Source organism: Thermalbibacter longus (assembly GCF_023806485.1).
Taxonomy (GTDB): domain Bacteria; phylum Chloroflexota; class Chloroflexia; order Thermomicrobiales; family Thermomicrobiaceae; genus Thermalbibacter; species Thermalbibacter longus.
On sequence record NZ_JAMSLR010000004.1, the window covers coordinates 195,082 to 209,567 of the forward strand.

Consider the following 14,486-nt stretch of genomic DNA (forward strand, 5'->3'; position numbering starts at 1 on the left):
CGATAGCACCCAGGGCGAGGCGTGTTGGCTCGCGGGCCCCGACCATGCCGCTCCCTGACCAGCCAGGCTGCAAAGGCCGGCGTCGTCGCTCATCCAAGTAGCAGCGCCGGTCCCCTCGTCGCTCGCCGGGCTATGCGAAGGATACCGCGGGTGCCGGAGAAATGGGGCCCGGCGACGTGCGGGCCACAGGCGGATCCTGCCGGCGCTGGCTACGCTCCTGTTCCCCAGCGGGGGTTCTCCTGGGCATGGAGTTGCGATCGCGGACGGCCATTGCCATAGCTCGGTCACACATCCATAATGACCTCTGACGGGAGTTCAGGCCCGTCGGATCCCGCATTCGTCAGAGAGGTCGCCGGCTATGGCGGGAAAGCCAGTCCAGTCCAAAACCTCGCCAGCGAATCCCGACATCCAGCAAGAGATCGGCCTGCACATGGATGCTCTCCGCGAGCTCGGTCCGGGTTACAGCGATGCGGTCGCGGCCTCCTTGCTGGAGCGTCTCGAGCCGCTCATCGAAGCCAAAGTCGAAGAACGGCTCGCCCAGCGAGGCACGCCGGGCCGGCTCGACCAGCGACAGGTCGGCGCCCTCGCGATTACGCTCGGTTTGGCCATCCCCCTGACGGCCATCGCTGGAGGAATCGCTGGTCTGACCGGCATCGCCGTCGTCTGGGCAGCGATCCTGTTCATCCTCTGGCGCGTGCGCGTCCTCTGAAGCGGCGACCGGCATCGAGGCAGGCTGTCCCGCTGTTTGCGCAACCGGACGATCGGCGACCTCAGGATCCCGTATCCAGCCCGCGCCTGGAGCGTACGCTCGCGAGCAACGGGCAGCAAGTGCACTCGGGTGGCAGGCGCTCTGGCGATGGGCACACAGCGATTCCTGCGCGCCTGAGCAGGTCGATTACCGTCCCGAGCGGCAGGCCGACGACGTTGCAGTAGCAGCCGCGGTATTCGGCAACTGGATGGAAACGCTCGTCCTGGATGGCATAGGCGCCGGCCTTGTCGAAGGGGTCGCCGCGAGCGATCGAAGCTGCGATCTCGTGGTCGCTGTACTCGCGCATCCGCACCCAGGTCACGGCGTGACCGACCCAGATGCGTCGACCTCTCGCGACTGCGACCGCGGTGATGACCCGGTGCCAGCGGCCGCGCAGCTCCCGCAGCATCGACCAGGCCTCGGCCTCGTCCACCGGCTTGCTGAGCAGCCGGCCGCTGCGGACGACGACTGTGTCGGCGGCCAGGACGGGGAGCGCCGGGTAGCGAGCCGCCACGGCGAGCGCCTTGGCGCGCGCCAGCCGGCGAGCGACGCGCTCCGCTCTCGAGTCCTGAGCGGGCAACTCCTCCGGGATGCCGGCCGGGTCGACGTCGAAGGCCACGCCGAGGCGGCCGAGGAGCTCGCGCCGCCGCGGCGAAGCCGAAGCCAGGACGAGGACAGGAGCGCGTCTCACGCCAGCTCCAGTGTGGCTACGGACTCGATGTGGTACGTCTGCGGGAACATGTCGAGCGGCGTGACGTCGAGCAAGCGATAACCGTCGTCGCAGAGCCGCCGCAGGTCGCGTGCCAGGGTCGAGGGGTCGCAGGAGACGTAGATCAGCCGCCGTGGCCGCAGCTCGAGGACGGCGTCGAGCGCGCGCGGATGGCATCCTACCCGGGGCGGGTCGAGGATCACGACGTCGGGCGTCACCTCGAGCTCGCCGAGCACGTCCTCCACCTTCGCGCACACGTACTCGATGTTCTGGAGCCCCTGCATGTTGTGCTGAGCGTCCTCGGCCGCCGAGGGGGACTCCTCGATCGCGACGACTCGTCGAACCGAGGGGGCGAGGAGCACCGCAAAGGTGCCGACACCGGCGTAGGCGTCGACCACCACCTCATGGCCCTTCGGATCGATCCGCTCGCGCACGAGTTCGACCAGCCGCTCGGCCTGGCGGGTGTTCGTCTGAAAGAACGAAGAGGCCGAAATGCGAAACCGCCGCCCGAGCAGCTCCTCCTCGTAGAACGGTTGCCCGGACGGGATATCGGGTACCAGGTGCGTCAGGTCGGGCTGAACCAGAAGCTGGCCAGTGTGTACCCCGTAGCGGATCACGACCTGATGCTTCACCTGTGCCTTGCCCTGGATCGCCGCCAGCACCTCGTTGATGGCCGGGTGCATGATCAGGCAACGATCGATACGCATGAAATGGCGGCCCTGCCCCGCTCGCGAGACGAAGCCGAGGTTTCCCTCCCGTCTGACCGTGAAGCGCGCCTGGTTGCGGTAGCCGTAGGGCTCGGGCGAAGGGACGGTCGGTGAGACCGGCGGGTCGTCGAACTTACCGATCCGCCGGAGTTGCTCGCGCACGATGTGCCGCTTGAACTCGAGTTGCTGCTCGTAGGCGATGTGCTGCCATTGGCAGCCACCGCATTCGCCGAAGTAGGGGCAGGGCGGCTCGACGCGGGAAGCCGCGGGCACGTGCACGGCGACGACTCGTCCCTGGCTGTAGTCACGGCGTTCCCGCTCGACCTCGACGACGACCTGCTCGCCGGGGATGCCGAAGTCGGCGAACACGACACGACCATCGGCTCGCCCGATGGCCGCACCCTGAAAGGCGATGTCGGTCAGCTCGACCTGGATCTGGGCGCGTTGTCGTGACTCGGCCATCGCTCCTCCATTCGGTCTGCTAAGTGTAGGAGCGCGGCAAGCGACCGCCAAGGCGAGCGCGGCCCGCTTGAGAGCGAGGGAGCGAACGGCTATGCTTGCGTTCGCGCAGAACGCCGGAGGAAATGACCGGAGGCGAGGGCAGCCGTGATCCGGCTGGAGCTGTTGACGGGCAACGAGCGACGAGCAGGGGAAGTTTCGCTCGACGATCTCGACGCCATCGTCGCTGATCCGCGCCATCTTCTCTGGATCGACCTGCAGGACCCGACAGAGCGCGACTTCGAGCTGCTCCGGCGCGAGTTCGGATTCCACCCGCTCGCGCTCGAGGACGCGCGCCGGCGCCACGAGCGTCCGAAGCTCGACCTCTACGAGGACTATCTCTTCCTGGTCTTTTACGCGGTGCGGGCCGGCGGAGAGGGGCAACTCTTCGCCACGCAGGAACTGTCCCTGTTCATCGGCAAGAACTATCTCGTCACCGCGCACCATGAGCCGTGCCCGGAGATCGAGGCGATCGCTGAGCGCTGGCGCGAGCAGGCTGACCAGATAGCGGAGTCGAAACAGCGTGTCGCGCTGCTTCTCTACACCCTGCTCGATACCATCGTCGACAACTACTTTCCCATCCTCGACACGCTGGCCGACCGTACGGACAGGCTGGAGGAGGCGATCTTCCAGGGCAATGATCCGCAGGCGCTCGAGGAACTCTTCCAGCTTCGCAAGGGCTTGCTGGCGCTGCGCCGGGTCGTCGGGCCGGAGCGCGATGTGCTCAACCTGCTCACCCGGCGCGATATCGAGCTACTCGGGCCAGACACCGCCGTGTACTTTCAGGACGTCTACGACCACATCCTGCGCGTAACCGACGCGATCGATACCTACCGGGACTTGTTGGCCAGCGCGCTCGATGCGTATCTCTCGGTCGTGTCGAACAATCTCAACAAGGTGATGCGAACGCTGACCGCCTGGAGCATCATCTTGATGTCGCTCGCGCTCATCGCCGGCATCTACGGGATGAACTTCCATCTAACTCCCTCCGAAGACTGGCCCCTGGGTTTCGAGTTCGCGACCGCGCTGATGGTGGTGCTCGGGGTGTCCTTGTTCACCATCTTCAAGGCGATCGACTGGCTCTAGTGCCGGGGCCTGCCAGTCTAGGTGATCGACGCCTGTCACCTATGGGTGCGAGACTCGTGGACAGCACGGCTCGGCCCGAGCCACGCGCCTGGGCCACTGGATGGGCCAGTGGTGAGACGTCTCGATCGGCTGGCGAGTTCCCGAACTGCGGTACACTAGGGCAGCAAGCAATCCCAGGCTACTCCGCCGAGAGACGGCCGCGCGCATCGAGCGGCCAAGCCGGCGCCGCCGGCAGGAAAGGGGAAGCACCATGCCGCGCGACAGCTTGATCCCGACCGAGACTGTCATCGCGCTCGACAGTGTGCCCATCCGTTTCGGGCTCGGCGCCTCGCAAGAGCTCGGGTACGAGCTGAACCGGCTCGGCGTGCGCCGCGCTCTCCTCGTGGCCGATCGCAATCTGCGGCAGTTCGGCTTGGTCGAGAAGCTGGAGCGGATCGTCCGCGACGCTGGGGTGGAGCTCGACGTCTACGATGACGTCCATGTGGAGCCGACCGACCGATCGATCAACGAGGCGATCGCCTACGCTCGCAAGACCCAGCCCGAAGCGTTCATCTCGCTCGGCGGCGGCAGCACCATCGATACCGCTAAGGCGATGAACCTCTTCTCCACTCACCCTGGCGAGCTGATAGACTACATCAACAAGCCGATCGGCCAGGGGAAGCCGGTGCCAGGCCCGCTCAAGCCGCACATCGCTCTCCCGACCACCTCCGGCACCGGGAGCGAAACGACGGCCGTCATCGTGCTCGACCTGCTGCAGCTCAAGGTCAAGACCGGCATCTCCCATCGCTACATCCGCCCCACGCTCGCCATCATCGACCCGCTCAACACGTTGTCCTGCCCACCCATGGTCACTGCCTGCGCCGGCTTCGACGTGCTGTGTCACGCGATCGAGTCCTATACCGCGCGGCCGTACAACGTGCGGCCGGCGGTCGAAAACCCGGCTGAGCGACCGATCTATATCGGCTCGAACCCCATCTCGGATCTCTGGTGCCGCCAGGCCATCGAGTGGTGCGCTCGGTACCTGCGCCGGGCGGTATTCAACCCGCTCGATCTCGAGGCGCGCAGCTACATGGCCCTGGCCAGCACCTTCGCCGGCATCGGCTTCGGGAACTCAGGCGTGCATATTCCGCACGCCATGTCGTATCCAGTGGCGGGTATGGTGCGGGACTACTTCCCGCCGGATTACGACGTGGACGAGCCGCTGGTGCCGCATGGCCTCTCGGTGATCATCAACGCGCCGGCCGCCTTCCGCTTCACCGCCCCGGCCTGGCCTGAGCGCCACGCGGAGGTGGCAGCGATCCTCGGCGTGGAGACTCGCGGTATGCCGGTGCGCGAGGCGGCGGATGCGCTGGCTGATGCCATCAAGCAGCTTATGCGCGATCTCGGCATTCCCAACGGCCTGGAGGAGCTTGGGTACAGCGAGCGTGACCTGCCAGGGCTGGTCGAGGGGACGCTCAAGCAGCAGCGCATCCTGGTCGGCTCGCCTCGACCTGTCGGCGAGAAGGAGCTCGGGGAGATTTTCCGCGCCGCCATGCGCTACTGGTAGGCCATCTTAGGGCAATCCATACCCCCGGATCGATCCTCGATCCGGGGACAGTGCGACCGGCGGCGAGGGGAGGGAGCAACGGGCGACAGCGGACGGAGGCCGGAGGATGACGCCACGGGTGCATACTGGTCTTCGGGCTATCGGCTGGGTCGTTCTGGCCTGGCTCGGCTACCACGCGGTGAGCCTGGTGCGCGTGCTGCCGCTGGAGGTCTACGAGTGCGGCGAGTGGCGCGGGCGCGAGCTGGCCCCCTTCATCGTCATCCTCGACTTGCCCCTGCTGCTTGCGGGGTTGCTCCTGCTGCTCGGTGTCCGCCGTCCCTGGGCCTACCTCCCCAGCCCGCTCGCAATCGGGCTCGTGTACGCCCGGCCTGAGCTGCACTACCTTCGGCTGATCGGGCTGACCGCGGTGCCGTGCGCGCTCGGCATTCCGCGCTGGGAGTGGCTTCTTCACCTGAGTGTCGGCATCGACGCGGCCATCGCGGTGCTGTGCCTCGGGTTGGCGGGCTGGTACTGGCGTGGCTGGCACCTCCAGGTGAGCCGGTAAGGTGAGAACTTGCTTGGCCCGGATGGAGGTGTGCGGTTTCGGTGGACCATCGTGGAACGTTGCTGCGCCTCGCCGGGGGGCCGCCTGCCTGGTCGTGCTGGCGCTTATCGGTTGGGTCGGCTTGGCTACGGCCGGTCACCTGCTGGTGGGATGGGCGAGGCGCTCGTCGCCGCACGCTGGTACGTGATCGGGCTGGGCGGTGCGGGGCTCGTCTATGCGCTCGTCGGCGCGTCGCTGGTGACGCGCGGGCGCTCGCGGCGCTGATTGCTCGCGCTCGCCCTGCTCGCGGGCGCGATCTATGCCGCCCTCGCCGCGCTCGTGCCTACCGGCCTGGTGCCGCGCTTCGATGACCCGGTCTCGCTCAGCCATTTCGGGCTGGGCCTGCTGGCCTTCGTCTGCCTCGCGCTCGCGCTGTACTACTGCTGCCACGGGCGAGAGCAGCCGCCTGATGCCGAGGCCCCCGGTGCCGGCTCCGCTCCCGGCTCCCCCGCGAACGCTCCAGGCGGCCCGAGCGCTCGACCTACGGCGGCCGGAGGAGTGAACGCACGGGAGTCGCTTCGAACCGGCGGAGCGAGGAGCTGGGCGACGGCGTTGACGTTCCGTCGCGTCGCCGACGGGCGCTGCTATGATAGGCGCGAGCGCGGCACAGGGGGCCTGCTGGAGGGTGGACGACGTTGCGGGAGATCGGCAGCAAGCGGGAACGCCTGGAGGCGATCCGGGCGGAGATCGCGGCGCAGGAGGCGGAGGCGGCGCGCCGGCAGCACGAGAGGGGCAAGCTCACTGCCCGGGAGCGGATCGAGCACCTGCTCGACCCTGGCTCGTTCATGGAGCTCGACGCGCTGGTCCAGCATCGCTCCACCTTCTTCGGGATGGAGCGTCGTCGCCCCTACGGGGACGGCGTGGTCACCGGCTACGGCACGATCGATGGCCGCACCGTGGCCGTCTTCTCGCAGGACTTCACCGTCTTCGGTGGCAGCCTGGGTGAGGCCTTCGCCGCCAAGATGGTGAAGGTGATGGATCTCGCGCTCAAGATCGGCTGCCCGATCATCGGGATCAACGACTCGGCCGGTGCCCGGATCCAGGAGGGGGTCGAGGGGCTGGCCGGGTACGGTGAGGTCTTCTACCGTAACGTCCAGGCCTCGGGCGTGATCCCTCAGATCTCGATCATCGCCGGTCCCTGTGCCGGCGGAGCGGTCTACTCGCCGGCCATGACCGACTTCGTCTTCATGGTCCGCGGCATCTCGCAAATGTTCATTACCGGGCCGGACGTGATCCGCACGGTGACTGGCGAGGAGGTCACCCACGAGCAGCTCGGCGGCGCGGAGACGCACACCAGCTTGAGTGGGGTGGCGCACTTCGCTGCCGACGATGAAGACGAGCTCTTCCAGCAGGTGCGTGCGCTCCTGAGCTTTCTGCCGTCGAACAACCTGGAAGACCCGCCATACGTGACGCCGAGCGACGCCCCGGAGCGCGAAGACCCGGCACTCGACGACCTGGTGCCCGAGATCAGCAGCAAGCCCTATGACATGCACGAGGTCATCGCCCGGATCGTGGATGACGGTGAGTTCTTCGAGGTGCAGCCGGCCTGGGCGCAGAACATCATCATTGGCTTCGCTCGTCTGGATGGCCATCCGGTCGGCATCGTCGCGAACCAGCCTCGGGTGCTGGCCGGCACGCTCGACATCGATGCCTCGGTGAAGGCGGCGCGGTTCGTGCGCTTCTGCGACGCCTTCAACATCCCGCTGATCACGCTGGTGGACGTGCCGGGCTTCCTCCCTGGCACTCAGCAGGAGTACGGGGGGATCATCCGCCATGGCTCCAAGCTGCTCTACGCCTACTGCGAGGCCACGGTACCGAAGCTCACTGTGATCACTCGCAAGGCCTACGGTGGCGCCTACGTGGTGATGGCGTCGCGCGCGCTGCGCTCGGACTTCAACCTCGCTTGGCCGACTGCCGAGATCGCGGTGATGGGCCCGGAAGCAGCGGTAAACCTGCTCTTCCGGCGCGAGCTGGAAGCCGCCGCAGATCCCGAGTCTCGCCGGCGGGAGCTGGTCTCCGAGTACGAGCAGCAGTTCGCCACCCCATATCAGGCCGCGGCTCGCGGCTTCGTCGACGACGTGATCCTGCCGCGGCAGACCCGCCCCTGGCTGATCCGCGCGCTGCGGGTCGCCCGGGAGAAGCGAGTGAGCCGGCCGGCCCGCAAGCACGGGAACATCCCGCTGTGACGGAGCAGCGCTGGATGACGGTGGGAGACACCGAGCTCAGACTTCGTGTCCAGCCGGAGCCCGAGCCGGTCGAGCTGGCTGCTCTGCTCGTGGCGCTCCGTCGTCACCGCTCGACTAGGGGCGTGAGCGCGGGTGCAGCGTGGTCGGCCGAGCGCTGGCGGCGTGAAGGCCGCGTGGCCAGCCGGTGGCGGCCGACCGCCGGGTGGCGAGAGGTCGCTCGATCGGAAGGGGTGGGCTCCAGTCATGGTTCGCTCTAGGCGTGAGGGCGTCACTCCGAAGGGCCAGTGAACCGGGTGGAGATGGACGTGCTTGAACTGTCGAGATCGGGAAGGGGAGGGCGTTCCGTGCCCGCGCGTGTATGCCGGAGAGCATGAGCCGGGTGACGAAGCTGCTGGTGGCCAACCGCGGGGAGATCGCGCTGCGCGTCATGCGCGCCTGCCGCGAGCTAGGTATCCGCTGCGTGGCCGTCTACGGCGAGGGCGAGCAGCAGGCTCCACACGTGCGCTATGCCGACGAGGCCTGGCGCATCCCCTCGGTGGCCCCGCTGCCGTACCTCGACATCGAGGCGCTGCTGGACGTGGCCCGGCGGGCTGGTGTTGATGCCGTGCACCCAGGCTACGGCTTCCTAGCCGAGAATCCGGACTTCGCCCGAGCCTGCGCGGACAGCGGGTTGGTCTTCGTCGGCCCGCCGCCAGGGGCGATCGCGCTGATGGGGGACAAGGTCGCGGCGCGCCGCGTGGCGGCTGAGGCGGGGGTGCCGGTCGTTCCCGGGACCAGCGGGCCGGTGACGGTCGAGGAGGCGCGGGCGTTCGGCGACACTCACGGGTACCCGATCGCGATCAAGGCCGCAGCGGGCGGCGGCGGGCGGGGTTTCCGGGTGGCCTGGGGGCCGGACGAGGTCGAGGCGGCCTGGCTCGGTGCGAGTGGAGAGGCGGAGCGCTATTTCGGCAATCCTGCTGTCTACACCGAGCGCTACTTCGAGCGTCCGCGGCACATCGAGATCCAGGTGTTCGCCGATGCGCACGGCGCGGTCGTGGCGCTCGGCGAGCGGGACTGCTCGATCCAGCGCCGGCACCAGAAGCTGATCGAGGAGGCGCCCTCACCGGCGCTCGGCCAAGAGACCCGCGCGCGCATGTGTGCCGCCGCCACGCGGCTAGCGTGCCAGGTGGGCTACGTCAATGCTGGGACGGTCGAATTCCTTTACCAGGACGGCGAGTTCTACTTCCTGGAGATGAATACCCGCATCCAGGTGGAGCATCCCGTGACCGAGGAGATCACCGGCATCGACCTGGTCAAGGAGCAGATCCTGGTTGCGCTGGGCCGGCCGCTCTCGTTCAGCGAGCCGGTCGGCTTCACCGGGCATGCCATCGAATGCCGGATCAACGCCGAGGATCCGGCCCACGCCTTTGCGCCTGCTCCCGGAACGGTGGCCGCCTGCCGGCTGCCGGCCGGTTTCGGCGTGCGGGTGGATGGCGCGGTGGAACCAGGTTACGAAGTGCTGCCGCAGTACGACTCGCTGCTCGCCAAGCTAGTCGTATGGGGGCGAGACCGCGATGAAGCGCTCGCCCGGCTGCGCCGGGCGCTTGCGGATTTCTCGGTCGAGGGATTGCCGACGACCCTGCCGTTTCACGCGCGCGTCGTCGAGCACCCGACCTTCATCGGTGGTGACTACGACACGGGCTTTCTGACACGACACCCGGAGGTGTTGGATGGGCTGGAGCAGCGCGTAGGGGGCAGCGATTCCCGGTCGCAAGATCATCACGTCGGCGAGTCCTATATCGTCGAGGTTGCAGGCAGGCGCTTCGATGTGCGTATCTACGCGCCATCCTCTGCTAACCCGGTCCCGTCCCGGCGCGCGCGGCTACCGTCGACCCGACCGGCAACCCTGCGGTCCGGAAGTCGCGACGAGGTGCGAAGTCCGATCCAGGGCACTGTGCTGCGCGTGGCGGTGGAGCAAGGGGCTCGGGTCGAGGCCGGCGCGCTCCTCTGCGTGATCGAAGCCATGAAGATGGAAAACGAGATCACCGCTCCCCACGGCGGGATGGTGCGAGCGGTCGAGATTGTGCCAGGGCAGACGGTGCAGCCGGGCGCGCTCCTCGTGGTCATCGAGCCGGCTGGGGAGGCTGGCTCGGAAGCTGCAACCGGGCGCGGCGGATGAAGCGTGGAGATCTGATCCTGCGCTGGCGCGGCCGGCCAGCCGGCGTTGTGCTCGCCCTGAGGATCCAACGGTTTCACGCAGTGGCGACGCGCTCTAGCAAGGTGCCGGCCGCCACGAGCAAACCGGAGCAGCGCGCAAGGAACCGCGTGTGATGTGCCCTCAGGTACCTGCCCCCTGACGCTCTCTCCCGGCTGTTTCGCTTTCCCCTCTCCGGGGCGGATGCCTGGTGGCGGAAGCCGCCGGGTGTCCGGACGCTTTGTACGAACACCGATGAGTTGACAGAAGATCATTGCGCCGGGGGGTGTACGTATGTATCATTGTGGACAACGGTGGGGGAAGGTGGGGATAAGTGGGGACCACTGTGGAAAACAGGGTGGCCGGGTGGGGGATGGGCCTCCTAAGACCGGGTGTCTCCTCGCTGGCATTCCCGATCTCCTCACCGCGCGGGCGAACGATGCTCCCCGCGATCGGGCCGGCATGGACAGATGCCTCGCGGTACCAGCGCCGGGCAGACGAACGGGACTCGACCTGCGATGTTTCTCGGCCGCTATAGCCACACGATCGACGAAAAGGGCCGTCTCGCGATTCCGGCCCGGTTTCGCGACCTCTTCGGAGGCGAAGCTGTCCTGACTCGCGGTATCGACCGCTGTCTCACGCTCTATCCGATGGCTGCTTGGCGCCCGCTGGCCGAGAAGGTCTCCGCGCTGTCGATCAGCGATCCGGACGCCCGCACCTTCCGGCGCATGGTCTTCGCTGAGGCGACCGTAGTCCAGTTCGACCGCCAGGGGCGCATCCTGCTTCCCCCGGAGCTGCGCGATTACGCCGGGCTGGAGCGCGATGCCGTCGTGGTCGGCGTGAACACCTACGTCGAGATCTGGAGCCCGTCCGCCTGGTCGGCTCAGGCGGAGATGATCGAGCGCGAGGGTGCCTCGATCGCCCAGCGCCTGGCAACGCTGATCTAGCGTGCGGCACTCGGCGGCCGGGAGATCCTCGGCTTCCGCACCTTCCCCGGCAACAGCACGGAGCAGGACGATGCGCGAGAGGGTCATCACCACAATCTACCCTGAGGCGCCGCGGGCCGGGTCAGGAGGATCGTCGCTCCACCGGCCGGTGCTGCTCCGACCGGCGATCGAGCTACTGGCCGTGCGGCCTGGAGGGCGCTATATCGACGCGACGTTCGGTGGGGGAGGGCACACTCGGGCGATCCTGGAGGCCAGCTCCCCGGACGGCGTAGTACTGGCGATCGATGCTGATCCCGAGGCGATCGCGCGGGCCGAAGCGCTGGCGCGCGAGTTCCCAGGCCGGGTCGTTCCCTGCCAGGGTAACTTCGCCGCGCTCGCCGAGCTGGCGCGCGTCCGCGGCTTTGTCGAGGTCGATGGGATACTCTTCGACCTCGGTCTCTCCTCGTTCCAGCTCGCCGCCCCCAGCCGTGGTTTCTCCTTCCAGCTCAGCGGGCCGCTCGACATGCGCTTCGACCCCACACGCGGCCAGCCTGCCTCGGTCATCGTCAATACTTGGCCTGTCGATCGGCTGGCCGAGTTGCTTACCAAGTACGGGGAGGAGCCACGAGCGCGCCGGATTGCTCGGGCCATCGTAGAGGCGCGGCAGCGTGCGCCGATCGAGACGACCGGGCAGCTTGCGGAGATCGTGAGCCGCGTCGTGGGCCGTCGCCGCGGTATCCATCCCGCGACGCAGACCTTCCAGGCACTGCGAATCGCGGTGAATCAGGAACTGGAGGCGCTGGAAGCGGGTCTCGCCGCGTCAGTCGAGCTCCTTCGACCGGGCGGCAGGCTGGTGGTGATCTCCTTCCACTCGCTCGAGGATCGGCTAGTAAAGCAGTTCCTGCGGGCGGAGGCGCAACCGTGCCGCTGCCCACCTGGTGTGCCGGTCTGCGTGTGCGGGCAACAGCCGCGGCTGCGGATCCTCACCCGCAAGCCGGTGCGACCGGATCCCGAGGAAGTTCAGGTCAACCCACGGAGCAGGAGCGCGCGCCTGCGAGCAGCGGAGCGACTGCCATGAGTACAACGGTAAGGCCGCGAGCGAGCATGGGGACCGCTGCGTTTCGGCCAGCGCGCGAATCCCGCGCCGCGAGGGCCGTACGGGCGGCCGGGGGATTGAGCAACGTGGCGATCGCGGTCATCGTAGCGCTGGCCCTCGGCGGGTTGAGCGTGCTCTATTTGATCCAGACGAGCCAGGTCGTGCAGCTCGGCTATCAGCTCACCCACCTTCAGGACGAACACGATACGCTGGTTCTGGAGAACTCGCGCCTGCGTTACGAGATCGCTCGTTACCAGTCGCTGGACACGATCGAGCGGATGGCGCGGGACGAGCTGGGCATGGTGCCTGTTCGACGAACGCTGTTCCTCGATGTCGAACGGCCGCCGCAATCCGAGTCAGAACCCGCTGCCGGGCCCGCAACGGGTACAGTATCTCGCTGGCAGCGTCTCTGGGACCTGATCTGGGGTATCGGACGGGCGCGCGATCCTGAGGACCGGGCGCCAGCGAGCGGGCAGGGGGGCGGGTGATGCATCGCCCAGGAGGGACCTCTTCGCGGCGAATCTACCTGCTATACGCCTGCTTCGTGCTCTTCGCGGGCGCAGTAGGCTATCGCGTCTTCTCCTTCCAGGTGATGCAGGGGCCGGCGCTCGCTCAGCGCGCTGAAGAGTTCCGTTACCGCGAGGATCTGGTTCCGGCGCACCGGGGCGACATCCTCGATGCCCGCGGCCGCGTGCTCGCCACCGACGTGCCCGCCGACCGGATCTCAGCCATCATCCAGGAGGTGGAAGATCCCCGAAAGACGGCTCAGTTGCTCGCGCCGCTGATCGGTCGAAGCGAGGATGACATCTTCGCTGCTTTGACCCAGCCCGATAAGGAGTGGGTCGTGCTGCAGCGGCGGCTCTCTTCGGAGGCGTCCCAGCGGATTCGCGAGTTGAATCTCCCCGGGATCGTGCTCGCTCCCGAGCCACGCCGTGTCTATCCGATGGGCAGCTTCGCGGCGCAGGTGATCGGTTTCGTGAACTGGGAGTACGCCGGAGCCTACGGGATCGAGGCGGCCTACGACGACGTAGTCGGTGGTGTCCCCGGGCAGTTGATCGGTGAGCGAGACGCCGCGGGTAACGTGATCGCGCTGGGTCAAAGCGTCTGGAACCCACCCCGCGATGGGGCCACGCTGGTGCTTACGATCGACAGCGCCGTGCAGCGCATCGCCGAGCAGGCGCTCCGCGAGGCGGTCGAGGAGCAGGAAGCGGCCGGCGGGACGATCATCGTTCAGGACCCGAAGACCGGGGCCATCCTCGCCATGGCGAGCCTGCCATCGTTCGACCCGAACCACTTCGAGGATGTCGAAGATCCGGGGCCGTTCGGCAACCCGGCGGTGTCGGCCGGCTACGAGCCGGGTTCGACGTTCAAGATCATTACCATGGCGCTCGGGCTCGATGCCGGCGTGGTGACGCCCGGCACCACCGTGGATGGCGGCGCCTATCGGGAGCTGCCTGACGGAACCCGCATCTACAACGCGTTGCACCAGGAGTTCGGCATCGAGACGATGACCGAGGTGCTCGCGCACTCCAGCAATGTGGGCGCGATGTTCGTGGCGGACCGGCTCGGTGCCGAAGCGTTTTACGAGGGTGTTCGCCGCTTCGGGTTCGGGGAGCCGACCGGTGTCGACCTTCCAGCCGAGTCGGGGGGCATCGTCCACGCTCCGGATAGCCCGCTCTGGTCGCTCACCACGTTCTATACGAACGCCTTCGGTCAGGGAGTGACGGTAACGCCGATCCAGCTCGTCAACGCGGTGTCTGCCATCGCCAACGGTGGCACCTTGATGCGCCCCTATGTCGTCCAGGAGATCCGCGATGACGAGAAAACGACAGTGACTCATCCGGAGCCGGTACGACGGGTCGTTCGCCCGGAGACAGCAAAGCAACTCACTGACATGCTGGTCCAGGTGATGGAAACAGAGTATCGAGGAAAGTTCGATATCCCTGGGTATCGGGTCGCCGCCAAGACGGGCACTGCCGAGATCCCGTCGCCGGCGGGTGGCTATGAGACCGGGGACGGCTCGACGATCGCCTCGGTGGTTGGGTTCGGGCCGGTGGAGGACCCGCAATTCACCGTGCTGGTCAAGATCGACCGGCCGAAGAAATCGCCCTGGGGCGAGCGGGCGGCCGGGCCAGCCTTTCGCAAGGTGTTCCAGGAGCTGTTCTTGCTCTACGGTATCCCACCGAGCCAGCCGGCTGAGCTGGACGGTGGATCGTGATGTTTTCAGC

At 67.5% G+C, this 14,486-nt stretch carries 12 protein-coding genes; 10 read left to right on the plus strand and 2 right to left on the minus strand.

The genetic code is table 11. From position 1 onward, the window contains the following. Window positions 1-358: 358 nt before the first annotated feature. Window positions 359-709 carry a hypothetical protein gene (locus NET02_RS07650; RefSeq protein ID WP_284056795.1) on the plus strand — a complete coding sequence of 117 codons (351 nt, stop codon included), beginning with the start codon at window positions 359-361 and terminating at the stop codon, window positions 707-709. A 61-nt stretch (window positions 710-770) separates the two neighbouring features. Here NET02_RS07650 and NET02_RS07655 read toward each other — a convergent pair whose 3' ends face one another. After that, window positions 771-1,439: a Maf family protein gene (locus NET02_RS07655; RefSeq protein WP_284056796.1), complete on the minus strand. Its 669-nt coding sequence runs from the start codon at window positions 1,437-1,439 to the stop codon at window positions 771-773. Then, the gene (rlmD, locus tag NET02_RS07660) at window positions 1,436-2,626 is read right to left on the minus strand and encodes a 23S rRNA (uracil(1939)-C(5))-methyltransferase RlmD (RefSeq protein WP_284056797.1); all 1,191 of its coding nucleotides are present in this window, start codon (window positions 2,624-2,626) and stop codon (window positions 1,436-1,438) included. Before rlmD ends, NET02_RS07655 begins: the two co-directional genes overlap by 4 nt. 144 nt (window positions 2,627-2,770) lie before the next feature. On the opposite strand from rlmD, the gene corA reads away from it, so the two are divergent. The 9 genes from corA (at window position 2,771) to NET02_RS07705 (ending at window position 14,476) form a co-directional block, all read left to right on the plus strand. Then, window positions 2,771-3,748 carry a magnesium/cobalt transporter CorA gene (corA, locus tag NET02_RS07665; RefSeq protein ID WP_284056798.1) on the plus strand — a complete coding sequence of 326 codons (978 nt, stop codon included), beginning with the start codon at window positions 2,771-2,773 and terminating at the stop codon, window positions 3,746-3,748. Between the two features lie 250 nt (window positions 3,749-3,998). Then, the gene (locus NET02_RS07670) at window positions 3,999-5,294 is read left to right on the plus strand and encodes a hydroxyacid-oxoacid transhydrogenase (protein ID WP_284056799.1); all 1,296 of its coding nucleotides are present in this window, start codon (window positions 3,999-4,001) and stop codon (window positions 5,292-5,294) included. Between the two features lie 106 nt (window positions 5,295-5,400). After that, a complete protein-coding gene (locus NET02_RS07675; protein ID WP_284056800.1) occupies window positions 5,401-5,838 on the plus strand; it encodes a hypothetical protein in 438 nt (145 codons plus the stop codon). A 683-nt stretch (window positions 5,839-6,521) separates the two neighbouring features. Beyond that, entirely contained in the window at window positions 6,522-8,063 is a 1,542-nt protein-coding gene (locus NET02_RS07680; protein WP_347711022.1) for an acyl-CoA carboxylase subunit beta, read from the plus strand. A gap of 370 nt (window positions 8,064-8,433) precedes the next feature. After that, complete coding sequence (locus NET02_RS07685; RefSeq protein WP_347711016.1) at window positions 8,434-10,221, plus strand: acetyl/propionyl/methylcrotonyl-CoA carboxylase subunit alpha; 1,788 nt, start codon at window positions 8,434-8,436, stop codon at window positions 10,219-10,221. Between the two features lie 533 nt (window positions 10,222-10,754). Further along, on the plus strand, window positions 10,755-11,183 hold the full coding sequence (gene mraZ / locus NET02_RS07690; protein WP_284056803.1) for a division/cell wall cluster transcriptional repressor MraZ: 429 nt from the start codon (window positions 10,755-10,757) through the stop codon (window positions 11,181-11,183). Between the two features lie 70 nt (window positions 11,184-11,253). Next, window positions 11,254-12,240, plus strand: coding sequence for a 16S rRNA (cytosine(1402)-N(4))-methyltransferase RsmH (gene rsmH, locus NET02_RS07695; RefSeq protein ID WP_284056804.1), 987 nt, complete (start codon window positions 11,254-11,256; stop codon window positions 12,238-12,240). A gap of 104 nt (window positions 12,241-12,344) precedes the next feature. After that, window positions 12,345-12,746, plus strand: a complete 402-nt coding sequence (locus NET02_RS07700) for an FtsB family cell division protein (protein WP_284056805.1) — start codon at window positions 12,345-12,347, stop codon at window positions 12,744-12,746. Further along, the gene (locus NET02_RS07705; RefSeq protein ID WP_284056806.1) at window positions 12,746-14,476 is read left to right on the plus strand and encodes a peptidoglycan D,D-transpeptidase FtsI family protein; all 1,731 of its coding nucleotides are present in this window, start codon (window positions 12,746-12,748) and stop codon (window positions 14,474-14,476) included. The genes NET02_RS07700 and NET02_RS07705 overlap by 1 nt, the downstream gene beginning before the upstream one ends. Window positions 14,477-14,486 lie beyond the last annotated feature (10 nt).